The organism is Kitasatospora sp. NPDC056138 (assembly GCF_042264695.1).
Classification (GTDB): domain Bacteria; phylum Actinomycetota; class Actinomycetes; order Streptomycetales; family Streptomycetaceae; genus Kitasatospora.
The window spans coordinates 82,828-104,847 of record NZ_JBHJVK010000005.1 but is presented as its reverse complement, the minus strand read 5'-3'; the positions used below and the strand labels follow the sequence as shown (position 1 = coordinate 104,847).

Genomic DNA, 22,020 nt, shown 5'->3' with positions numbered 1-22,020 from the left:
TGGCAGCAAACAAGCCACCGATGACAGATGCATGCCAGCAATTGACCAATAACAGCCCTCGGCACGGCAAAGCCGAGGGAGTGTCAGGCATGGCTTGACCAGAGCTATTTCTGCACATGAATGTCATCACGCCCCGGCATCGCATGACCACGACGAGGGGCGCGGGGACGGTCGCACAGCCGTGCGTCGGCGAACGGCGGCAGCGTCGGGGAGCGCCCGGATGTCACTCCCCCGGCCGGGACGGCGATCAGTTTCGGCCAACTACGCCAGAGGCCCCGCCGGATGGCGGGGCCTCTGCTTGCGCTGCGACCGTGCGTCGGTCTCCTCCGACGGGCTGTCAGTTCTCCACGAAGACCGCGACCGTCCGGGCCGGGACCGTGAAGGTGCCGGTGGCCGCGTCGAAGGCGGAGCGCTTGACGGTCGCGTCGGCTCCGTCCGCCTGAACGGCGTGCAGGCGCTGACCGGTGCCGGCGAGCGCGGCGACGGTCTGGCGCTGGTCAGCCGGCGTGGCGTTGAAGACCACCGTCAGGCCCTTCTCCGCACCGCGCAGCCCGGTCCCGTCCAGGTGCATGGTGATCACCCCGGGTGTCTCGCCGGCCGTGCCGGAGAGCGGGAAGGAGAGGCGCTGCTGCACCTCGGCCGACGTCGCGAGGGCGAACAGCGGCGAGGACTGCCTGATCCGCAGGAACTGCTGGTACTGCGCGCTGCTCGCGAGCATCTCGTTGCAGCCGACCGTCAGCCTCGGATCGGCCAGCAACGCCTTGGCGGCGGGCCACATCGACTTGTTGTCGGCGGCCATCGGTAGCCCGTGCCCCCAGCCGTTGCCCTGCCCGCACGTCTTCGCACCGGGATCCGGCCAGGAGATCGCGTTGAACCAGTCGCCGGAGTCGTACGCGTTGGAGTCCAGCGACTTGGACCGCAGCAGGTCACTGCCGGCCTGCGCGAAGCCCGGCCCCTGTGCCAGCGCGGTGAGCGAGAGTCCCAGCGCCTGCATCCTGCCCCGGTCGGCGGGCGAGGTGGTGACGGGCAGTTTGTAGGCGAGCGCGTCGAACAGGTCGGTGTTGTCGTGCGCGTCCAGGTACTCGACCGCCTCGCCGGGGTTGGCGGCGTAGCCGGTCGGCGAGCCGTTGTAGTCGACTCCGGCGCCGTTGACGGCCTTCCCCGAGCTGTCGGTGAAGGAGTACCCGGCGAGGTTCCCGGTCAGGGCCACCTTGACCTGGTCCATCTGGTGCAGCAGCCGGGCCTTCTGCTGCTCGGGGGTGCCGTTGTCCGCCGAGCCGTTCGGGTCGGTGAACAGGCCGGAGGCGAAGCCCTGCTGGGGCGCGGAGGAGAGCATGAAGCTGCCCCCGCGCGCGGCGTCGCGGATCCGGTCGTTGAAGGTGGCGATGCCCGTTCCCGCCATGTTCTGCTGAGTGGCCTGGACGAAGCGGGAGTTGTCGGCGACCGTACCGAAGTTCCAGCCCTCGCCGTAGAGGAAGATGTCCTTCCCCTCGACGCCGTCCTTGGCCGGGGTCAGCCCGCGCAGCGCCGACTGCACGTCCAGCATGGTCGACTTGGGGTCCAGACCCATCAGGTCGAAGCGGAAGCCGTCCACCCGGTACTGCTTCGCCCAGGTGACCACCGAGTCGACCACCAGCTTGTTCATCATGGCGTGTTCGGGCGCGGTGTCGGCGCAGCAGCTGTCGGCGGTCACCTTCCCGGCGGCGTCGAGCCGCTGGTAGTAGCCGGGCACCACCTTGTCCAGCACCGAGTGGTCGGCCTGGCCGGAGGCGGCGGTGTGGTTGTAGACCACGTCCAGCACCACCCGCAGTCCCACCTCGTGCATCGCCTGCACCATCTGCCGGAACTGGACGGTCCGCGCGGTCCCTCCCCCGCCCTCCGGGCGGGAGGTGCTCCCCGGGTCGGTGGCGTACGAGCCCTCGGGCACGGTGTAGTGCAGCGGGTCGTAGCCCCAGTTGTAGGCGTCGTCGGCCTGCACGGCCGCCACGCACTCCTGCTGCTTCTCGCTGTCCGGCGGCAGCGACGCGAGGTCGCAGGCGGGCAGCTTCTGGTCGGCGCGGTTCTCCGGGATGCTGGCGATGTCGAAGGTCGGCAGCAGGTGGATGGTGGTGATGCCCGCCTTGGCCAGTTCGCGCAGGTGCGTCATTCCGGCCGACCTGGACTCGGTGAAGGCCAGGTAGGTGCCGCGCTCGGCCGCCGGCACGGTGGTGTCGGCCACCGAGAAGTCGCGGACGTGCAGTTCCTGGATCTGCTGCCGGGTGGCCGGGATGCCGGCCGGACTGCGGTGCCCGTCCCAGCCGGCCGGCTTGTTGCGCCGGTCGGCGAGGTCGGTGACCAGGCTGCGCCTGGAGTCGGTGGACAGCGCCACCGAGTAGGGATCGGTGACGAGGTTGGTCACCGGCCGCTGGACGCTCGGCGCCCACACCCCGACCTGGTAGAGGTAGTACTTGCCGTCCAGTTCGCGGGCGTTGCGGCTCAGCGACCAGACACCGGTGGCGTCGTCCCGCCTGAGCGGCACGGTCTTCGGCGTGCCGCCGCTCGCCCGGTCGAAGAGCTGGACCGAGACGCCGGTGGCGGTCGGTGCCCAGAGCGAGAGGGTGACCTTCCCGTCCCGGTAGACCGGACCGAGCTGGGCCTTGGCGGCCTTGCCGGCGTACAGGTCGTCCAGGACGCCGGGGAGTTGCACCCCGGTGGCGGCCGACAGGGCGCCGCTGGGCAGGTGTTCGGTGAAGACCACCTGACTGCGCAGGGCGGCGGTGGTCCGGCCCGCGTCGCGCCGGTCCACCGTGAAGGCACGGTACCCGGCCAGATGCGGGTACTTCGCCTTCTGGGCGTCGGTGAGCGCACCGGGGTCGAGCCTGATCCAGTGCCCCGGCCGGTCGAGTGCGCCCTGGTCGATCCGCAGGCCCCCCTCGGGGTCGTAGATCAGCTGGGCGCTGGTGCCGCCGGCCAGTGCGCCGTCGTTCGCACCGAAGCTGGCCGGAACCACCACGGTCCTCGCGTCGATCCACTGGGCCTTCGCGGTGGTGAGGTCCGTCTGCGCCGAACTGCCGGCGGTCTGCGGGAGCAGGTAGTCCTGCTGGCCGCCGAGGATCCACACCTCGCGGCCGTTGACGGCGAAGTCCAGGGACTGGTCGTTCGGCAGGTCCTTGTCGTTGCCGTTGTGCAGGATGTAGCTCAGGCTGGTGGCCCCGGCGGCCAGCGGCACCTCGAAGACGTCGCCGAAGGCGTCCCGGCGGGCCGGCTGCAGCGGGCTGCCCCAGTCGGTGGGCCTGGCGGCGCCCGTCCAGTCGTGCAGGCCCCAGCCGTCGTAGTTGCCGTCCGCCCGGTGGTAGTGGATGACGGCGGTGTCGGCGGGCACCGTGCCGACCGGTCCGGGGTCACTGGTCCGGACGGTGGGATCGCCCTCCTTGAGCCACACCTCGCCCGTCGTGGAGAGATCGATGTGCCGGTCGGCCTCGACGTCCTTGGTGCCGTTCTTCTCGACCAGGAAGCCCAGGTCCGACGCGCCGCTCTTCAACTTGACGTAGGCGAAGGCCCCGTAGGCGTCCCGGCCGGTGAAGCCGTGCCCGGCGGGCCAGTCGGTGGCCTCACCGTCGGCGAGGTCGCCCCAGGCGTAGAGGTTCCAGCCGTCGTAGTCGCCGTCCTTGCGCTGGTAGTGCACCACCGCGTACGGGCGCGAGGTCGCGGTCGGCACGGGCTTGGGGGCCGGGGTGCCGGTGGTGAAACTCCCCGTGGTGGAGCGCAGTTGTCCACTGGACGTCTGCACGACAGCCTTGTACCGCACCACCGTGCCGGGCGCGAGGGCGCCGAGGTCCTGGGTCACCCGGTACGTCCCGTTGTCGGCCGTGCCGAGAACCTGCCAGCGGCCGTTGCCGATCTGCGCGGCGAAGGAGACCCGGTCGAACCCGCCGTCCGCGACCCGGGCCCCGACCGTGACCGTACCGGTGGAGCCCTCCGCCGGTACCTGCAGGGAGAGTTGGGGCGCCGCCGCCACCTTGGCCAGGCGGCCCGCCGCCCGGTAGACGGCCGACGACAGCGGCGGCACGGTGACGGTGATCCTGCGGTCCGCACCACTGGTGGTCCGGGCGCCGGCGGTCGGGTAGATCCGGTCGAAGCCCATCCCCGCCGAGAAGGTGTCCAGGGTGACGGTCTTCGCCTCGGTCGAGTTGTTGACCGCGACGACGTACTCCACCTGCTGTTTGGCGTCGATCCGCGAGAAGGCGTACACCCCGGGCCCGTCGGCGGCGTACCGCTCGATCTGCGCGCCGTCGGCCAGCGCCGGGTTGGCCTTCCGCAGCTGCGCCAGTGTGGAGATCCCCTGGTAGAGCGGCACGTTCCGGCCGTACCGGTCGGCGGAGCCCGCGCTGCCGCCGATCACGTTGTCGCTGTTGTACGAGGGCACCTTGGAGGCGAACATGTCCTGCCGGGCGTCCTTGTCGCCGCCCGCGCCGGTCATGCCCTGCTCGTCGCCGTAGTAGACGACCGGCTGGCCCCGGGTCAGGAACATCAGCTCGTTGGCCAGCCGGTCCTTCCCGAGCAGCACGTCCTGGCCCGCACCCGGGTTGTCGCTCTGCAGGAAGGAGCCGAAGCGGCCCATGTCGTGGTTGCCGAGGAAGGTCGGCAGCTCGTACGCGTCGGTGTCGGCGCTGGTATAGCGGTAGTCCTGGCCGTACACCTCGGACAGCGCCCTAGCCGAGCCGTTCTGCGAGACGTAGGTCCGCGCGGCCTGCTGGAACGGGAAGTCCAGGGTGGCCTGGAGCCTGCCCTTGGTGACGTACGGCGAGGTGATCGCCGGGTCGCCGGAGTAGACCTCGCCGAACATGAAGAAGTTCTTGTCGCCCTGCTGGGCGGCGTACTGCTTGAGCGCGGGCGCCCAGTTCTGCCAGAAGGCCATGTCGACGTGCTTCACGGTGTCGATCCGGAAGCCGTCCACGCCGGTCTCCCTGACCCAGCCCTGGTAGATCTTCTTGAAGCCCTCGACCACCTTGGGGTTCTGGGTGTCCAGGTCGTCCAGACCGGAGAAGTCGCCCTCGGTGGCGGACTCCCCGGCGAAGGTCGAGTTGCCCCGGTTGTGGTAGAGCGCGGGGTCGTTCAGCCAGGACGGGGTCTTGGCCTTCGCGTCCGCCGCGCTGCGGAAGGTCGGGGTGTAGGGGAAGGAGTCGGCGGTGATTTTCGGCCAGGGCGCGCCCGCGTCCGCGACGGCGGTCTCGTCGACCGGGTTGCCGTCGGTGTCCAGGGTCGGGTAGGCGCCGGTCGAGCGGTAGTCGTCCTTCCCCTCCGTGTGGTCGATGACGTCGGCGGTGTGGTTGGTGATGACGTCGAAGAAGACCTTGATGCCCTTGGCGTGCGCCTTTGCGATCAGCTCCTTGAGCTGGGCATTGGTGCCGAAGTGCGGGTCGACCTGGGTGAAGTCGGTGATCCAGTAGCCGTGGTAGCCGGCCGAGGCCGCGTCGCCGCTGCCCTGCACCGGCTTGTTCTTGAAGATCGGCGCCATCCAGATGGCGGTGGTGCCCAGGCCCTGGATGTAGTCGAGCCGGTCGATCAGGCCCTGCAGATCGCCACCGTGGTAGAAGCCCTTGTCCGTGGGATCGAGTCCGTTGTCCAGCCGCGAGCCCGTGATCCCGCCGGTGTCGTTGCCGGGGTTCCCGTTGGCGAAGCGGTCCGGGAGGACGAAGTAGAACTGCTCACGGGTCAGGTCGTGCCGCCCGGCCGTGGCGGCCAGGGCGGCGTCCGAGGGCGGGGCGGGGCGGGTGGCGGCCACCACGGGAGCGGCCGGACCGAGCGTCGCCGCCACGAGCGAGGTCGCCAGCAGCGAGGTGGCCAGCAGCACGGGCGCCCGGCCGGATATGCGGAGACCGGATCTACGGAAAGGGGTCGTGCTCCGTGGGTGGCGGAGCGTTGTTTCGGCCACTGCGGCTCTCCCTTGAGGCAGCTGGTCGTCATTGAGTGGCGTGGACGCTAGCGACTGCAAGATGTTTCAGCAAGATGTTGTAAAACTTGCAAGCAATCTCTTGACCGAACCGTTGTGCGCAGGAAAGAGTCACTGCGTGCCCCGCTGTGCGGCGGCACCACACGGACCTGCCGATGAGGGACGGGCGGGCCCGTGTGCGGGGACGGTGGCCCGTCGCGCCTGACAGCCGGCGGGCCTCCCCCGCCGCTCCCGCGCTACGCCCCCGCACTCTTCCCCGCTACTCGGGGGGCGGGTCGCCGGGTCGTTCGAGTGCGAGTCACAATGGTCCCCATGCCCATCTCCGGTCGCCGCCCCCTAGCCCCCTGGGGGGACAGCTGGTGAAGAATCCACTACCGCAGGATGAGCAGACGGCCACAGGACGTCTGGCAGACTTCTCGTCCATGGGGGAACCGACCGAGATCCGTACAGCCGGCGCCGAACGCGCCGAGGCGGCCAGCGGTGCAGGTTCCGTCGACGGCACGGTTCGATCGAGCCACCCGCCGGACGGAGCCACCAGCGCCGCCCAGACGCGCAGCGCCGCGCTCCGCAACCACATTCGCGAGCAGCGCAGGAACCCGTCGAGACCCCGGCTCCTGTTCGAGCTGGCACTGATCGGCCTCAGCTACTGGATCTACTCCCTGGTCCGCAACGCCGTCCCCGAGCACGCGACGGTCGCGCAGAAGCACGCGAGTTGGATCTGGCACTTCGAGCAGAGCATCGGCATCGCGGTCGAGCGCTCGATCAACCACGGTGTGAACTCGGTCACCTGGCTGATCGTCGGGATGAACTACTACTACGCGACACTGCACTTCATCGTCACCATCGGCGTGCTGGTGTGGCTGTACCGCTCGCATCCGGGCCGCTACGCGGCGGCGCGGACCGTGCTCTTCGTCACCACCGGGATCGCGCTGGTCGGCTTCTACTTCTTCCCGCTGGCCCCGCCCCGGCTGATGGACGCCGGCGGGTTCATCGACACCGTGAAGGTGCACGACACCTGGGGCTCGATGGCCTCGGGCGCGGGCGCGCACGTCTCCAACCAGTTCGCGGCGATGCCCTCGATGCACATCGGGTGGTCGATGTGGTGCGGGTTGGCGATCTTCTTCCTGGCCAGGCCGCTCTGGGCCCGGCTGCTCGGCCTGGCCTACCCGCTGGCCACGCTGTTGGTGATCATCTCGACCGCCAACCACTTCTGGATGGACGCGATCGGCGGCGAGATCTGCCTCACCCTCGGCTTCGTCGCCTCCCGGCTGATCTACCACTCCTGGGCCTACCGGCTCCCCCGGGTACCGGCCGACCCGGCTTCCGGCCGGCCGGTCACCGTCCCCGCCCAGTGGAGCACCCCGGTCGGCGCCTCCCGCCGCTAGTCCCGCCGGGGGCAAGCCCTCCAGGGCGGGCCGCAGTCGGGTGGCTCCGGGGGGCGCGGGGAACTGCGCGGGGCCGGCTGCGTCCCGGGGCCCGCACCTCAGGGTCCGTAGAAGAGCTTCTCGACCACCGTGCGGGCCCGCCGGGTCGTCCGGCGGTAGTCGTCGACCAGCTCCCCGGTGTGGCCCGAGCCGTAGCCGAGGTAGCGCGCCACCCCGGCCAGTTCGCGTCCGTCGACCGGGAAGCTGTCCCCGGCCCGGCCCCGGACCAGCATGACGGCGCTGCGCACCCGTGAGGCCAGCACCCAGGCCGCGTCGAGCACCTCCGCGTCCGGCTCCCCGACCAGCCCGGCCTTCGCCGCCGCCGCCAGCGCCAGCCTGGTCCGGGTGGTCCGCAGCTCCGGCAGCTCGTGCCCGTGCTGCAGCTGGAGCAGCTGGACGGTCCACTCCACGTCCGCGAGGCCACCCCGCCCGATCTTGGTGTGGGTGGTCGGGTCGGCGCCGCGCGGGAGGCGTTCGGACTCGATCCTGGCCTTGATCCGCCGGATCTCCAGCAGGTCTTTCTCGGGGACGCCCATGCCCGGGTAGCGCAGCGGATCGATCAGCTGCCGGAAGCTGGTGCCCAGTTCCACGTCGCCCGCCACCGGTTCGGCCCGCAGCAGCGCCTGGCTCTCCCAGGCGTGCGACCAGCGCCGGTAGTACGCGCCGTACGAGGCGAGGGTGCGCACCAGCGGGCCGCTGCGGCCTTCGGGCCGCAGGTCGGCATCGACCAGCAGCGGCGGCTCGGTGGAGGGGGCGCCGAGCAGGGTGCGCAGCCGGTGGCAGACGGCCTGTGCCGCGCGGGCGGCGTCGTGTTCGAGGACCCCGAGCAGCGGATCGTGGACGAACAGGACGTCCGCGTCGGAGCCGTACCCGAGCTCGTGCCCGCCGAAGCGGCCCATGGCGATCACCGCGAGCCGGGTGGGCAGTTCGCCGTTCACGGCCTCCCACTCGGCGATGCAGGCCCGTAGCGCGCCCTGGAGGGTGGCCGCGTTGAGCGCCGTCAGCGCCTCCCCGGCCGTGTCGACGGCCTCGCCGGGATCGTCCGAGAAGCGTCCGAGCACGTCGGCGGCGGCGGTACGGAACAGTTCCCGCCGCCGTACCGAGCGGGCCGAGGCCACCCCGGCGTCGGCGCTGCCCGCCCGGCCGACGGCGGCCAGGATCTCCGACTCCAGCGAGGCCCGCCCGCGCGGGACGAGTCCCTGCGGGTCGCCGAGCATGGCGACCGCCTCCGGGGCGCGCAGCAGCAGGTCGGGGGCGAGCCGCCCGGCGGAGAGCACCCGGGCGAGCTGCTCGGCGGCGGCGCTCTCGTCGCGCAGCAGCCGCAGGTACCAGGGGGTGCGGCCGAGCGCGTCGGAGACCTGGCGGAAGTTGAGCAGTCCGGCGTCCGGGTCGGCGGAGTCGGCGAACCAGCCGAGCAGGACCGGCAGCAGGGTGCGCTGGATGGCGGCCTTGCGGCTGACTCCGGCGGCCAGCGCGGTGAGGTGGCGCAGCGCGGTGCCGGGGTCGGCGTAGCCGAGGGCGACCAGCCGGGCCTTCGCCGCCGCGGGGCTGAGCCGGACGGCGCCGACGGGCAGTTCGGCGACGGCGTCCAGCAGCGGCCGGTAGAACAGCTTCTCGTGCAGTCGCCGGACCTCGACCGTGTGGCGCTTCCACTCCCGTTGCAGGGCGGCGACCGGGTCGGCCCGGGTGTCGTCGTTGATCAGGTGGGCGAGTGAGCGGGCCAGGCGGCGCAGGTCGGCCTCGTCCCTGGGCATCAGGTGGGTGCGGCGCAGCCGGTGCAGCTGGATGCGGTGTTCCAGGGCGCGCAGGAAGCGGTACGCGGCGTCCAGCGAGGCGGCGTCGGCCCGGCCCACGTACCCGCCGGCGCTGAGTGCGGCCAGGGCTTCGAGGGTGTTGCCGCTGTGGAGGGTCTCGTCGGTGCGGCCGTGCACCAGCTGGAGCAGCTGGACGGCGAACTCGACGTCCCGCAGGCCGCCGGGGCCGAGCTTGAGCTGCCGGTCCACCTCGGTGGCGGGGATGGAGTCCAGGACCTTGCGACGCATCTGCTGGACGTCGGTGACGAAGTTGTCGCGCTCGGCGGCCTGCCAGACCAGCGGGGCGGTGGCGGCGGTGTACGCGGCGCCGAGTTCCGCGTCCCCGGCCACCGGCCGGGCCTTGAGCAGCGCCTGGAACTCCCAGGTCTTGGCCCAGCGCTGGTAGTACGCGAGGTGGCTGGCCAGGGTGCGGACCAGCGGTCCGTTGCGGCCCTCGGGCCTGAGGTTGGCGTCCACCGGCCAGATGGCGCCCTCGCCGGTGGTGTCGGAGCACAGCCGCATCATCCGGGCGGCGAGCCGGGTGGCGGCCTGCATCGCGCGGTGCTCCGGCACCCCCTCGCCGGGCTCGGCGACGAAGATGACGTCCACGTCGGAGACGTAGTTGAGCTCGTGTCCGCCGCACTTGCCCATCCCGATCACGGCGAGCCGGCAGGCCCGGGCGGCCTCCGGGTCCTCCTCGGCGGCGATGTCCAGGGCGGTCTGCAGCGTGGCCCCGGCCAGGTCGGCGAGTTCGGCACTGGCCTGCGGCAGGTCGGTGGTGCGGCTGAGGTCGCGGGCGGCGATGGCCAGCAGGCAGCGGCGGTAGGCGACCCGCAGGGCGTCGGCCCGGTCCGCGCCGGTCGTCGCGGTGCCCCGCCAGACCCGGTCGGAGAGCTGGCGCAGGAAGTCCTGCGGGCCCGGGTGGATGTCGCGGAGTTCGAAGGTGACCAGCGCGTGCCAGTCGCGGGGATGGCGGGCCAGGTGGTCGCCGAGGGCGGTGGAGGCGCCGAGCACCCCGAGCAGGCGGTCGCGCAGCGGCTTGGAGCCGGTCAGGGTGTCCCGCAGGGTGTGCCGCTCGGGCTCGTCGAGGGCTTCGAGCAGCCGGGCGAGACCGAGCAGCGCGAGGTCGGGATCCGGGGTGGCACCGAGTGCGTCCAGCAGTACGGGGTCGGCGGCGAGCCCGCCCAGGGCCGGCTCCGCCAGCAGCCGGACGGCCGCTTCGGGATCGGTGAAGCCCCGCCGCACCAGCCGGACCTCCAGGCGACTGGTCCGGCTCCCGGCCCGTTCCTCCACTGCCATCGCCCCTCCAGCTGCCGACCCTGCTGGAAGCGTACGTGTCCCGTCCCGGCCGCGACAGGACCGCCATGCGCGGCCCCGCGGGGAGGCCCTCCAGGGGTGCGGGGAACCGGGCCGCCGGCGGGGTACGGGAGTGCGCGCTTCTCGCGCGGTTCCCCGCGCCCCTGGTGGCCCGGCCGGGCGGGCCGCGGCTCCGTCAGTAGGGCTGCACCAGGACGTGGGCCGCGCCCGGGATGCCGACCTTGAGCAGTTCGTCCTCCTCCGGCGTGGTGGCGGTGCCGGTCTCCTGCTTGAGCACCGCCCGGGACATGCCCTGCACCCACATGGCGCGCGGCCGACGCCTGGCCTCCCACGCCGCGAGCGCGGCCGGAACGCCGTCCGCGCCTTCCAGCGACCGGGCCAGCACCAGCGCGTCCTCGACCGCCATCGCCGCGCCCTGCGCGAGGTGCGGGGTGGAGGCGTGCGCGGCGTCACCCGCCAGCACCACCCGGCCGACGTGCCAGGGCTCGTCCACGGTGACCTGGGAGATCCGCGAGTACACCACGGTGGCGGGGTCGGTGACCTCGGCGAGCGCCCCGGCGACCGGGCCGCCGAAGCCGGACAGCCGCTCGGCGAGCTGCTCGTGGGCGCGCGCCGGGTCGGGCCTGAAGTCCTCGGCCTCGGCGAACACCGCGCCCAGGTACATCAGTTCCCCGGTGATCGGGGTGAGCAACGCCTTCGCCGCCAGGTTGCCGGTGCTCATCACCACGCCCTGCACCTCGGGCTGCCGGGGCACGGTGACCCGCCAGTTGGCGAAGCCGGTGTACTCGGGGCAAAACCGCCCCCCGTACAGGCGGCCGCGCAGCGGGGAGCCGATGCCGTCGAAGCCGACCACCAGGTCCCAGCGGCCGCTGGAGCCGTCGGAGAGCGTGACCTCCACGCCCTCGCCGTCGTCGGCCAGTTCGGTGATGGTGGTGCCGAAGCGGATCCGGGCGCCCGCCCCGGCGGCGGCCCGGCCGAGCACCTCGGCGAGCGCGGGGCGCGGTATGCCGTTGGCGGCGGGGGCGCCGCCCATCCGGGGCTGCGGGATCCTGGCGAGGGCGTTCCCGCCCGGGTCGCAGATGGTCAGCACCTCCCACGGGAAGCCGGCCTCCAGGCACTCCTCCAGCACACCGAGCTCCCGCATCACGTGCAGGGCGTTGGACGGCTGCACGATGCCGACGCCGAGCGCGTCCAACTCGTCCCGCAGTTCGGCGACTTCGACGGTGTGGCCGCGTCCGGCCAGCGCGGTGGCGAGGCTGAGCCCGCCGATGCCGCCGCCGTGGATCAGGACACGCAAGGGTGATGCCATCTCAGGTCCCTCCAGGGATCTCGCGGGGAAGCGGTCGCGGGGTCAGCCGGCCGGCACGGGTTCGGCCTCGGGGGCGGCCTGGCCCTCGGGGGCCGACAGGGCCATCAGGTGGTCGACCAGGGCGAGCAGCACGTCCCGCCCGAACGGCCGCTCCCGGACGTCGCCGATCAGCAGCGGGACGTTCGGGTCGAGGTCGAGCGCGGCCCTGATCTCCACCGCGGTACGGGTGTTGTGGCCGTGGAAGCAGTTGATCGCGACCACGAAGGGGATGCCCCGGCTCTCGAAGAAGTCGATCGAGGCGAAACTGGTCTCCAGGCGGCGGGTGTCGGCGATGACGACCCCGCCGAGCGCGCCGTTGACCAGGTCGTTCCACATGAACCAGAAGCGCTCCTGACCGGGGGTGCCGAAGAGGTAGACCACCAGCTCCGGACTGACCGTGATCCGGCCGAAGTCCAGCGCGACGGTGGTGGTGTCCTTCTGGTCGATCCCGTCCAGGTCGTCCACGCCGACGCTGGCCCGGGTCAGGTACTCCTCGGTGCGCAGCGGCGCGACCTCGCTGACCGCGCCCACCATGGTGGTCTTGCCGACGCCGAAACCCCCGGCGATCAGGATCTTGACGGCGGCGGGAGCCGCCTGACTGCTCGTCATCTCGCTGTCATCCCACTGTCTCAGAGTCTCCGGAGTCCGTCACGGACGGCGGCCAGCAGGCCGAGGTCGGGGCCGCCGGAGGCCCGCGCCACCGACAGCGGGGCACGGGCCAGCAGCAGGCCGTGGGCGACCAGATCCGCCAGCAGGATCTTGGTCACCGATACCGGCAGGTCGAGGTCGGCGGCGACCTCGGCGACCGCGGCCGGGTGCCGGCAGCGCTCCAGGATCGCCCGGTGCTCGGGCTGGAGCGCGCGCCGTCCCGGCCGTACGGGTGCGCCGTGCTCGTCCCTGGGGTCCTGCACGGTCGTCAGCACGGTGATCAGGCTGAAGTCGTCCCGTTCGGGCACGGTGCGGCCCCGGGTGATGGTGTACGGGCGGACCATGCTGCCCGCGGCGTCCTCCTCGGCCTCCTCGTCCCAGTACGGGGTCACCCGCGCTGCCCACCTCGGGCGCCGAAGGCGTCGAAGTCGTCGCGGACCGGGGTGCCGAGCTTCTGCCCGACCTGCTGCACCAGGTTGTGCATGGCCAGCGACATCACCTCGGCGTCCACCTCCTGGGAGGCGATCACCGCCAGGTGGGTGCCCTGGCCGGCGGCGATGATGAACAGCCAGAGTTCGGCGAGTTCCACGATCACCTGGTGCACCGGACCGCCGTCGAAGAGCTGGCCGACGCCGCGCGCCAGGCTCTGCTGCCCGGTCGCGACGGCGGCCAGCCGCTCGGCGTCGGCGCGCTCGATGCTGCGGGAGTGGCTCACCACCAGGCCGTCGTCGGAGAGCAGCACGGCGTTTCTGGTCCCGGCCACCGAGTCCACCAGGCCGTCGAGCAGCCAGTCGAGATCCTGGTGGGTGGCGGTTGTGCGAGTCATGACCGGTCTTCCGTCGTAGGGATGGGAGGTGTCTTCCAGGAGTCGGCGGGCAGCGGCCCGCCGGCCTCGGGCCGGTGCTCCCGCGAGGGGAGGCCCGGCTCCTGCTGAACGGGCTGCCCGGCGGACTCGCGGGCGGCCCGGGACCGTCGCTGGAACGCACCGATGGCTGCTCCGGCCCGTCGGGGGGCCGGCCGGAACAGCGGGTTCTCGTCCCAGCGCGGCGGCTTGGGTGCGGCGGTCGGCCTCACCGGGGGGACTCTGAGCTCGTCCACCAGGCTGGCCTGTCTGACCCGGCGCGGCAGCGGCGCCTCCGGGGCGGGCGCGCTCCGGACCGGCAGCACCAGGGTGTCCTCCGACCACGGCCGCTCGTCCGTCGCGTCGACGGCGACGGCCGGCTCCGGCCCGACCGGCCGCTCCCGCACCTCGAAGGACGGCTGCCGGGGCACTGACGCGTCCTGCCGCGCCGGCCACGGGACGGACTGCGCGTCCGGCACCGGCTCGTACGGCCCGCCCGCCGCGTCCGGCTCGTACGGCCCGCTCGGCCCGCCCGACCCGTACGCCCCGTGCCCCTCGCCCGCCACCGGACCGGCCGGACGACCCGGCTCGACCGGCGCACCCGAACCGACCTGCTCGGCCCGCTCGACCGGGCCGGTCGCTTCGGTCAGCGCCGTGACCTTGGCGAGTGCGCGGCCGCGCGACCGGGTCGGCAGCCCGCCCTGCACCGGCGGCACCGCGACCGGACGCGGCGGCCCCTCGGAGGTGATCAGCTCGTCGGGGATGAAGAGGACCGCCCTGGTCCCGCCGAACGCCGAGGGGCGGAACTCCACCCGCAGCCCGTGCTGGGCCGCGAGCCGGGCGATCACGAAGAAGCCGAGCCGGATGTCGTCGGCGCGCGCGAGCACGTCCGTCCGGGGCGGGCTGCTCATCAGCTCGTTGGCCTCGGCGAGCTGCTCGTCGTCCATGCCCAGGCCGCGGTCCTCGATCTCGATCGCCGTCCCCCGGCCGACCCGGGCGGCCCGGACCTCGACCGGGCTCGGCGGCTTGGAGAAGCTGAGCGCGTTCTCGATCAGTTCGGCCAGGATGTGCGCCACCGGGCCGACGGCGCGCTCGGAGAGCCAGGGGCTGCCGTCGAGGTCCAGCACCACCCGGCGGTAGTCCTGCACCTCGCCCTGGGCCGCGCGCATCACGTCCAGCAGCGGGACCGGCTTGCGCCAGCGCCGGTGCGGGGCGCCGCCGGCCAGGATGACCAGGTTCTCCTCGTAGCGGCGCAGACGGGCGGTGAGGTGGTCGAGGTCGAAGAGGCCGTCCAGCACCTCGGGGTCCTCGTGCTTGCGCTCCAGTTCGTCCAGCTTCTTGAGCTGTTGGCCGATCAGCAGCTGGGTGCGGCGGGCGATGCGCTGGAGCAGCCGCTCGAACCCCCGGTGCTGTTCGGCCTGCCGGACGGCCGCCGTGATGGCGCTGGCGCGGGCCAGGTTGAGGGCCTCGCCGAGCTGGGCGAGTTCGTCGTCGGCGCCGCTGCGGGCGTCCTGCCGGATGCCGCCGGCCTCGGTCTCGACGTCGATCTGCTCGCCCCGGCCGAGCCGTTCGACCACCTCGGGCAGCTTCCGCTCCAGCTCCTCGGCCTGGACCTGGAGTTCGCCGATCCGGCGGCGCAGCGTACGGGTCAGCCGCCACGAGGTCAGGATCACCGCGACGACCGCGACCAGGCCGACCACGGTGGTGAGCACGACCCTGATCAGCAGGGACATGACGGCGTCCTTGCCGACCTCCACCACCGCGGCGGTGCGGCGCTCCAGCAGGTCGACCAGCCGGGGGGTCAGCTGGTCCATCGCCTGACGCCACTTCTGCTGGTCCGAGCCGATGGCGACGAACCCGGCGGAGTCCGGCGCGCTCGGGCGCAACAGGTTCCGTTCCACCTCGGTCTTGGCCTGCCAGGCCGGGCTCTCGACGAGCTCCCTGCCCTTCACCGCCTCGTCGGCCGGCAGATAGGGCGCGACCTTGGTGGTGTACTGGAAGGACTGCTCGGAGAGGGTCTGGACGAGGAGCTGGTAGTCCTTGACGCTGAGCTTCCCGGTGGGCCAGCCCCGGGCCAGCAGCGCATCCGAGCGGGAGATCATCTCCTTGGACCAGAACAGGTCGACCAGCGGCTGGGAGACCGTGGTGACCCTGCCGTTGTCCACGTGGCTGAGGGCGGTGAACAGTCTGAGGTCGACCGCGATCAGGTCGGTGTAGTAGCGGTACACCGCCGCCTGCTGCTCGCTGCCGCCCTGGTCCACCAGCAGGCGCTGGGCGGAGAGCTGGTTCATCGCCTGCCGGGCCCGGCCGACCGCGTCGCGCACCTCGGCGGGCGCGCCGTCGGCGGCGACCCCGGACAGGGACTGGAAGGTGCGGATCGCATCGTCGGTCGACCTGCGCTGCCTGACCAGCGCATCGGTGGCGCCCGCGTGGGTCGCGAGGGCTTCGGCGCTGAGCCGCCGCTCCTCCTGCAGGTTGTAGTAGACGACGTTGGACGGCTGGCCCGCCTTCTGCGCCAACAGGCCCTGGGCCGCCTGCCGTTGGAAGTCCAGCAGGGTCTGACCGCTGGTCACGCCCCAGAGGGCGGCCAGCGCCAGGCCGGGTACGACCGCCAGGACGAGCAGGGCTGCCCGAAGGGACATCCTGGTCGAGCGGATCCGCCGAATCGCGCGCGTGCGCAGGGCATGCTCCTTGAAGATGACACCAGCCGTTCACGACTGGTCAGATCTGGTAAGAACATTGACAGATGGATATTAGTCACACTGCATAACTCCGAGGAAAACCCACCCATTTGTTGACCTTCCGTCACCTTGTGCTCACCGCCGAGTTAGACCCTGAGCCCCGCCCCGAAACCGGCCCCAGGACCCTCGATGCCCGCACGTCTGCCCTCGCTCACCGGGCTCCGCTTCTGGGCCGCACTGCTGGTGGTGCTCTACCACCTGGCCCGCCAGGTGGGCGGGCTCCCCCTGGTCGGCCCGGCGGTCTGGTACGGACGCAGCGGGGTGACCTTCTTCTTCGTCCTCTCCGGCACCGTGCTGGCCTGGACGTACGCCGACGCCCCGGTCCCCGCCACCCGCTTCTACCGCCGCCGGCTGGCCCGGGTCTGGCCCCTGCACGCACTGGCGACCGGACTCTCGCTCGCGGTGTACGCCTGGATCGGGACCGCCCTGCCGCTCAGGGCGGCGCTCTGCTCGCTGCTCCTGCTGCACCCGTGGTTCCGGTCCCTCACCATGGGCGGCAACCCGGCCGGCTGGTCACTCGGCGACGAGGCCTGGTTCTACCTGCTCTTCCCGGTACTGCTGCCCGCCCTGACCCCGCGTCGACTGCGTCCGCTCGGCCTGCTCTGCCTGGCGCTCGGCCCGCTGCTGTGGGTGGCGGGCGCCGCGGTCGCCGACCCGGCGCTGCGCAGCTGGCTGCTGGACTACCTGCCGCTGACCCGGACCCCGCAGTTCCTGCTCGGCATGGCGGCGGGACTGGCCCTGCGCCGCGGGATGCTCCCCCGCCTGCCGCTCGGGTGGACCGCCCTGGCCGTCGCCGGCTGGCACCTGCTCCTGGTCCCCTGGTCCCGCGCGGTTCCCGACCCCGCCTGGGACGGCCCGTACTCGGCCTCCCAGCTGCTCTCCGCCCCGCTGTTCGCCGCCCTGATCGCCGCCGCCGCCCAGGCCGACCTCACCGTCGCGCGGACCGGTCCGTCCCGTACCCCCTGGCCGGCCCGCCCGCTCCTCGTCCGCCTCGGCGACTGGTCGTTCGCCTGGTACCTGACCCACGAGATCGTCGTCCGCTGCTGGCTCCACGCGCTCGGCCACCCCGCCCGGGGCGCCGCCGCCCTCGCCTGCTGGCTCACCCTGCTCGCCGCGACCCTGGCGCTCGCCGCCGCCCTCCACCACTACGTGGAACGCCCCTGCGAACGCCGCCTGCGCGGCCCCGCCACCGCACTCCCCCGTCCGCTCGTGCCGACCCGCCCGGCCGGCTGACACGGCAGGGCCCGCCCCGTCGGCGACGACGGAGCGGGCCCGGAAGGGACGCGGCGGGGCTTAGAGCACCTGGAGGTTCTTGCGCAGCTCGAACGGCGTGACCTCGGAGCGGTACTCCTCCCACTCCTGGCGCTTGTTGCGCAGGAAGAAGTCGAACACGTGTTCACCGAGGGTCTCGGCGACCAGCTCGCTGCGCTGCATCAGGTCGATCGCCTCGCCGAGGTTCTGCGGCATCGGCTGGATGCCCATCGCGCGGCGCTCGGCGTCGGAGAGGGCCCAGACGTCGTCGTCGGCGCCGGGGGGCAGTTCGTAGCCCTCCTCGATGCCCTTGAGGCCGGCGGCCAGGGTGACCGCGTAGGCGAGGTAGGGGTTGCAGCCGGTGTCCAGGGAGCGGACCTCGACCCTGGTGGAACCCTGCTTGCCCGGCTTGTACATCGGGACCCGGATCAGCGCCGAGCGGTTGTTGTGGCCCCAGCAGATGTAGGAGGGGGCCTCGCCGCCGGCGCCCGCGGTGCGCTGCGAGCCGCCCCAGATCCGCTTGTAGGAGTTGACCCACTGGTTGGTGACGGCGGCGGTCTCGGCGGCGTGCCGCAGCAGGCCGGCGATGAAGGAACGGCCGACCTTGGACAGCTGGTACTCGGCGCCGGACTCGTGGAAGGCGTTGCGGTCGCCCTCGAAGAGCGAGACGTGGGTGTGCATGCCCGAGCCGGGGTGGTCGGAGAAGGGCTTGGGCATGAAGCTGGCGTGCACGCCCTGCTCCAGCGCGACCTCCTTCATGACCAGGCGGAAGGTCATGATGTTGTCCGCGGTGGAGAGCGCGTCGGCGTAGCGCAGGTCGATCTCCTGCTGCCCGGGGGCGCCCTCGTGGTGGGAGAACTCCACCGAGATGCCCATCGACTCCAGCATGGTGATCGCCTGGCGGCGGAAGTCGTGGCCGACGCCGCGCGGGGTGTGGTCGAAGTAGCCGGACTGGTCGGCGGGGATGGGGGCGGTGCCGTCGCCGGGGAGGTTCTTCAGCAGGAAGAACTCGATCTCCGGGTGGGTGTAGAAGGTGAAGCCCTGCTCGGAGGCCTTCTCCAGGGTGCGCTTGAGCACGAAGCGCGGGTCGGCGTACGAGGGCGAGCCGTCCGGCATCAGGATGTCGCAGAACATCCGCGCGGTCCCCGGGGTCTCCGAGCGCCACGGCAGTATCTGGAAGGTGGTCGGGTCCGGCTTGGCGATCATGTCGGATTCGTACACCCGGGCGAATCCCTCGATCGCCGAGCCGTCGAAGCCGATGCCCTCCTCGAAGGCCTGCTCCAGCTCGGCGGGTGCCACTGCGACCGACTTCAGGAACCCGAGCACGTCGGTGAACCACAGCCGGACAAAACGGATGTCACGCTCTTCGAGCGTACGAAGCACGAACTCCTGCTGCTTGCCCATGGGGACAGTCTCACCTCTGCTCTTTACGTTCGTGTTACGCACGGAGGCACGCGAAAGCGGCCGGCGGAAGCGGCTCACGGAGCGGCTGCCCCCATCATGGCGGATCCGCACCGACTTGCCGACACCTGGACGGCCCCCGCACGGCCCCCCGCACCGAGTGACGGACCCCACCCGCGACATAACGTCAGTTAGACGATTACACTCGTGGCATGCCCAATCTCCGTCTCGCCCTGAGCCAGATCGACCCCTGGGTCGGTGACATCGCACGCAACAGCGATGAGGTGGTGCACTGGACCAGGAAGGCCGCCGAGGCAGGCGCCCAGCTGGTCGCCTTTCCCGAGCTGATGCTGACCGGGTACCCCGTCGAGGACCTCGCCCTGCGCCGCTCCTTCGTCGAGGCGTCCAGGACCGCGCTGGTCGAGCTGGCCGAGCGGCTCGCCGCCGAGGGCCTGGGCGAGCTGCCCGTGGTGGTCGGCTACCTCGGCCGCTCCGAGCAGGACGTACCGAGGGCGGGCCGCCCGGCCGGGTCGCCGCAGAACTGCGCGGCGGTGCTGCACCGCGGCACGGTGGTGAACCGTTTCGCCAAGCACTACCTGCCCAACTACGGCGTCTTCGACGAGTACCGCTACTTCGTCCCCGGCAACCAGCTCTCCGTCCTGCGCCTGCACGGCGTGGACGTCGCGCTGGCCATCTGCGAGGACATCTGGCAGGACGGCGGCCGGGTCGCCGCCGCCCGCGAGGCCGGGGCCGGCCTGCTGCTGTCGATCAACGGCTCGCCGTACGAGCGGAACAAGGACGACGTCCGGCTGGAGCTGGTCGCGCGCCGGGCCGCCGAGGCGGGCTGCCCGCTGGTCTACCTGAACATGGTCGGCGCCCAGGACGAGCTGATCTTCGACGGCGACTCGCTGGTGGTCGCCGCCGACGGCGAAGTACTGGCCCGGGGCCCGAAGTTCGAGGAGAGCCTGCTGGTCCTCGACCTCGACCTGCCCGCCGCCACCTCGGACCAGACCGACGGGCTGCTGCTCAGCGACGGCCTCCGGCTGGTCCGCACCGACCTCGGCGGCGAGCCCCTGCCCGCCCCCGCGGAGCGGGTCACGCCCGGGATCGCCGCCGAGGTGGGCGACGAGGCGGAGATCTACCAGGCCCTGGTCACCGGCACCCGGGCGTACGTCCGCAAGAACGGCTTCAAGTCGGTGCTGATCGGCCTCTCCGGCGGCATCGACTCCGCACTGGTCGCCGCCATCGCGGTGGACGCCGTCGGCGCCGGGAACGTGCACTGCGTCTCCATGCCCAGCCGCTACTCCTCGCAGCACTCCCGCGACGACGCCGCCGAGCTGGCCGAGCGCACCGGCCTCAACTTCCGCACCGTCTCCATCGCCCCGATGTTCGACGCCTACATGGAGTCCCTCGGCCTGAGCGGCCTCGCCGAGGAGAACCTCCAGTCCCGGCTGCGCGGCACGCTGCTGATGGCGATCTCCAACCAGGAGGGCCACATCGTGCTGGCCCCCGGCAACAAGAGCGAGCTCGCCGTCGGCTACTCCACCCTCTACGGCGACTCGGTCGGCGCGTACGGGCCGATCAAGGACGTCTACAAGTCGCTGATCTTCCGGCTCGCCTCCTGGCGCAACGAGGAGGCCGTCCGGCGCGGCGAGACCCCGCCGATCCCGGAGAACACCATCTCCAAGCCGCCGTCCGCCGAGCTGCGCCCCGACCAGGTCGACACCGACTCGCTGCCGGACTACGACCTGCTGGACACCGTCCTCGACCTCTACGTCGAGGGCGACCAGGGCCGCGACGCCATCGTCGCCGCCGGGTTCGACCCCGAGCTGGTCGACCGGATCGTCCGCCTGGTGGACACCGCCGAGTACAAGCGCCGCCAGTACCCGCCGGGCCCCAAGATCTCCGTCAAGGGCTTCGGCCGGGACCGCCGCCTCCCGATCACCAACCGCTGGCGCCGCGGCTGACACACCGTCGACCAGTTCGGGTCGACGCACCGTCAACCCGTCGGCCCCGCAGTGCTGTTGCCGCAGCACTGCGGGGCCCGGCCAGGTCGAAACCGGGCGGTGGGGTGGAGCGGACCATGCCCCGGAGCGCGTTGGAGCGGCTGCTCAAACGGCCCCGCCCGGCCCTTCGGCGCCGGGCTCGGCACTCGAAGGCCCGGCTCAGTACTTGCCCGGCTCAGTACTTGAAGGAGGCGGCGATGGCGAGGTGGTCGCTGCCGTCGGCGGGCAGGGTCCGCGAGTCGGTGGGCTTGAGGCCGCCCTTGCTCATGATCTGGTCGATCCGGGCCATCGGGAAGGACGCGGGCCAGCTGAACCCGAACCCGTCCCCGGCGGCCCCCTGGGCCGAGCGCATCTGCGAGGTGATCGGGGCCAGGCTGCGGTCGTTCATGGTGCCGTTGAGGTCGCCGAGCAGCAGCACCTTCTTCAGGTGCTCGGCCTCGATGGCGTCGCCCAGCGCCTGCGCGCTGACATCCCGCTGACCCGCGGTGAAGCCCGCGTCGAACTTCACCCGGACGGACGGCAGGTGCGCGACGAACACCGCCAGCAGGCCCTGCGGGGTGGCCACGGTGGCGCGGAAGGCCCTGGTCCAGCCGATCTTGATGTCCACCTCGGAGACGTCGCTGAGCGGGTACTTCGACCAGAGGCCGACGGTGCCCTCCACCGCGTGGTACGGGTAGGCGGCCGCCAGCCCCGCCGTGTAGGTCGGGACGGCCTGCCCGGCCAGCTCCTCCAGGGCGACGATCTGCGCACCGGAGTCGTTCAGCAGCCGGACGGTACCCGCCGGATCGCTGTTGGCGGCGGCCACGTTGTGGGTGAGGACGGTGAAGTCGCCCTTGCCGCTGCTCTTGTCGAAGAGCAGCCCGCCGAACAGGTTGAGCCAGACGATCGCGGGCAGCAGCACCGCCGCCAGCGCGGTGGCCGAACGCCGCAGCACGGCCACCGCGAGCAGCAGCGGCACGGCCAGGCCCAGCCAGGGCAGGAACGTCTCCAGCAGACTGCCGAGGTTGCCCACGGAGTTGGGCAGCGAGGAGTGCAGGGCGAGCAGCCCGGCGAGCAGCACCGCGAGCGCGGCGGTGATCCAGCCGCGCCGCCCGGCGGGACGCCAACCACGGCACCAGGCGCGGATCCTGGCGCCGCCGGTCCGACGGCCGGTGGTGCCCGAGGAGGCGGGGTCGTCCCCGCCGCCCTGGGGTTCCACTGCCCTGTCCAGCTGCGCCATGCCCTGATCCTCCGTACTGTCCCCGTCTGACCGAGCTGATGCCGCTTTTGTCGGATTCTCGGATCAGCCTATGCCGGGACAGACGCAGCCATCGTCGCG

Annotated in this window: 12 protein-coding genes; 3 read left to right on the top strand and 9 right to left on the bottom strand. The window is 72.1% G+C overall.

Annotated elements, in window-relative coordinates:
- Positions 1-337 precede the first annotated feature (337 nt).
- Positions 338-5,833: a pullulanase-type alpha-1,6-glucosidase gene (gene pulA / locus ACFC1R_RS05460; protein WP_375933094.1), complete on the bottom strand. Its 5,496-nt coding sequence runs from the start codon at positions 5,831-5,833 to the stop codon at positions 338-340.
- Between the two features lie 521 nt (positions 5,834-6,354).
- On the opposite strand from pulA, the gene ACFC1R_RS05455 reads away from it, so the two are divergent.
- Complete coding sequence (locus ACFC1R_RS05455; RefSeq protein WP_375933091.1) at positions 6,355-7,317, top strand: phosphatase PAP2 family protein; 963 nt, start codon at positions 6,355-6,357, stop codon at positions 7,315-7,317.
- Positions 7,318-7,415: 98 nt separating this feature from the next.
- Here the strand turns inward: ACFC1R_RS05455 and ACFC1R_RS05450 are convergent, their stop codons facing one another.
- The 6 genes from ACFC1R_RS05450 to ACFC1R_RS05425 form a co-directional block, all read right to left on the bottom strand.
- On the bottom strand, positions 7,416-10,448 hold the full coding sequence (locus ACFC1R_RS05450; RefSeq protein WP_375933088.1) for a bifunctional [glutamine synthetase] adenylyltransferase/[glutamine synthetase]-adenylyl-L-tyrosine phosphorylase: 3,033 nt from the start codon (positions 10,446-10,448) through the stop codon (positions 7,416-7,418).
- Positions 10,449-10,641: 193 nt separating this feature from the next.
- The gene (locus tag ACFC1R_RS05445) at positions 10,642-11,775 is read right to left on the bottom strand and encodes an FAD-dependent monooxygenase (protein ID WP_375933085.1); all 1,134 of its coding nucleotides are present in this window, start codon (positions 11,773-11,775) and stop codon (positions 10,642-10,644) included.
- Between the two features lie 42 nt (positions 11,776-11,817).
- Entirely contained in the window at positions 11,818-12,423 is a 606-nt protein-coding gene (locus tag ACFC1R_RS05440) for an ATP/GTP-binding protein (RefSeq protein ID WP_375933082.1), read from the bottom strand.
- 20 nt (positions 12,424-12,443) lie between these two features.
- Positions 12,444-12,806 (bottom strand): DUF742 domain-containing protein, encoded by a 363-nt coding sequence (locus ACFC1R_RS05435; RefSeq protein ID WP_375933441.1) that lies wholly within the window; start codon positions 12,804-12,806, stop codon positions 12,444-12,446.
- A 44-nt stretch (positions 12,807-12,850) separates the two neighbouring features.
- A complete protein-coding gene (locus tag ACFC1R_RS05430; protein WP_375933079.1) occupies positions 12,851-13,288 on the bottom strand; it encodes a roadblock/LC7 domain-containing protein in 438 nt (145 codons plus the stop codon).
- Positions 13,285-15,945 carry a nitrate- and nitrite sensing domain-containing protein gene (locus ACFC1R_RS05425; protein WP_375933076.1) on the bottom strand — a complete coding sequence of 887 codons (2,661 nt, stop codon included), beginning with the start codon at positions 15,943-15,945 and terminating at the stop codon, positions 13,285-13,287. The genes ACFC1R_RS05430 and ACFC1R_RS05425 overlap by 4 nt, the downstream gene beginning before the upstream one ends.
- Before the next feature lie 228 nt (positions 15,946-16,173).
- Here ACFC1R_RS05425 and ACFC1R_RS05420 point away from each other — a divergent pair, with 228 nt between their 5' ends.
- Entirely contained in the window at positions 16,174-17,277 is a 1,104-nt protein-coding gene (locus ACFC1R_RS05420) for an acyltransferase family protein (RefSeq protein WP_375933073.1), read from the top strand.
- 60 nt (positions 17,278-17,337) lie between these two features.
- Here the strand turns inward: ACFC1R_RS05420 and glnA are convergent, their stop codons facing one another.
- Complete coding sequence (glnA, locus tag ACFC1R_RS05415; RefSeq protein ID WP_045304820.1) at positions 17,338-18,699, bottom strand: type I glutamate--ammonia ligase; 1,362 nt, start codon at positions 18,697-18,699, stop codon at positions 17,338-17,340.
- Positions 18,700-18,908: 209 nt separating this feature from the next.
- Between glnA and ACFC1R_RS05410 the strand changes: the two genes are divergently transcribed.
- Entirely contained in the window at positions 18,909-20,663 is a 1,755-nt protein-coding gene (locus ACFC1R_RS05410) for an NAD+ synthase (RefSeq protein WP_375933069.1), read from the top strand.
- A gap of 214 nt (positions 20,664-20,877) precedes the next feature.
- On the opposite strand, the gene ACFC1R_RS05405 is transcribed toward ACFC1R_RS05410, so the two are convergent.
- A complete protein-coding gene (locus ACFC1R_RS05405) occupies positions 20,878-21,921 on the bottom strand; it encodes an endonuclease/exonuclease/phosphatase family protein (protein ID WP_375933067.1) in 1,044 nt (347 codons plus the stop codon).
- Positions 21,922-22,020 lie beyond the last annotated feature (99 nt).

Excerpts from the sequence above, each read along its gene's own strand:
- ACFC1R_RS05455 (WP_375933091.1), top strand. The coding sequence starts at position 6,355 with ATGGGGGAACCGACCGAGATCCGTACAGCCGGCGCCGAACGCGCCGAG.
- ACFC1R_RS05450 (WP_375933088.1), bottom strand. The coding sequence starts at position 10,448 with ATGGCAGTGGAGGAACGGGCCGGGAGCCGGACCAGTCGCCTGGAGGTC.
- ACFC1R_RS05445 (WP_375933085.1), bottom strand. The coding sequence starts at position 11,775 with ATGGCATCACCCTTGCGTGTCCTGATCCACGGCGGCGGCATCGGCGGG.
- ACFC1R_RS05440 (WP_375933082.1), bottom strand. The coding sequence starts at position 12,423 with ATGACGAGCAGTCAGGCGGCTCCCGCCGCCGTCAAGATCCTGATCGCC.
- ACFC1R_RS05435 (WP_375933441.1), bottom strand. The coding sequence starts at position 12,806 with ATGGTCCGCCCGTACACCATCACCCGGGGCCGCACCGTGCCCGAACGG.
- ACFC1R_RS05430 (WP_375933079.1), bottom strand. The coding sequence starts at position 13,288 with ATGACTCGCACAACCGCCACCCACCAGGATCTCGACTGGCTGCTCGAC.
- ACFC1R_RS05425 (WP_375933076.1), bottom strand. The coding sequence starts at position 15,945 with ATGTCCCTTCGGGCAGCCCTGCTCGTCCTGGCGGTCGTACCCGGCCTG.
- ACFC1R_RS05420 (WP_375933073.1), top strand. The coding sequence starts at position 16,174 with ATGCCCGCACGTCTGCCCTCGCTCACCGGGCTCCGCTTCTGGGCCGCA.
- glnA (WP_045304820.1), bottom strand. The coding sequence starts at position 18,699 with ATGGGCAAGCAGCAGGAGTTCGTGCTTCGTACGCTCGAAGAGCGTGAC.
- ACFC1R_RS05410 (WP_375933069.1), top strand. The coding sequence starts at position 18,909 with ATGCCCAATCTCCGTCTCGCCCTGAGCCAGATCGACCCCTGGGTCGGT.
- ACFC1R_RS05405 (WP_375933067.1), bottom strand. The coding sequence starts at position 21,921 with ATGGCGCAGCTGGACAGGGCAGTGGAACCCCAGGGCGGCGGGGACGAC.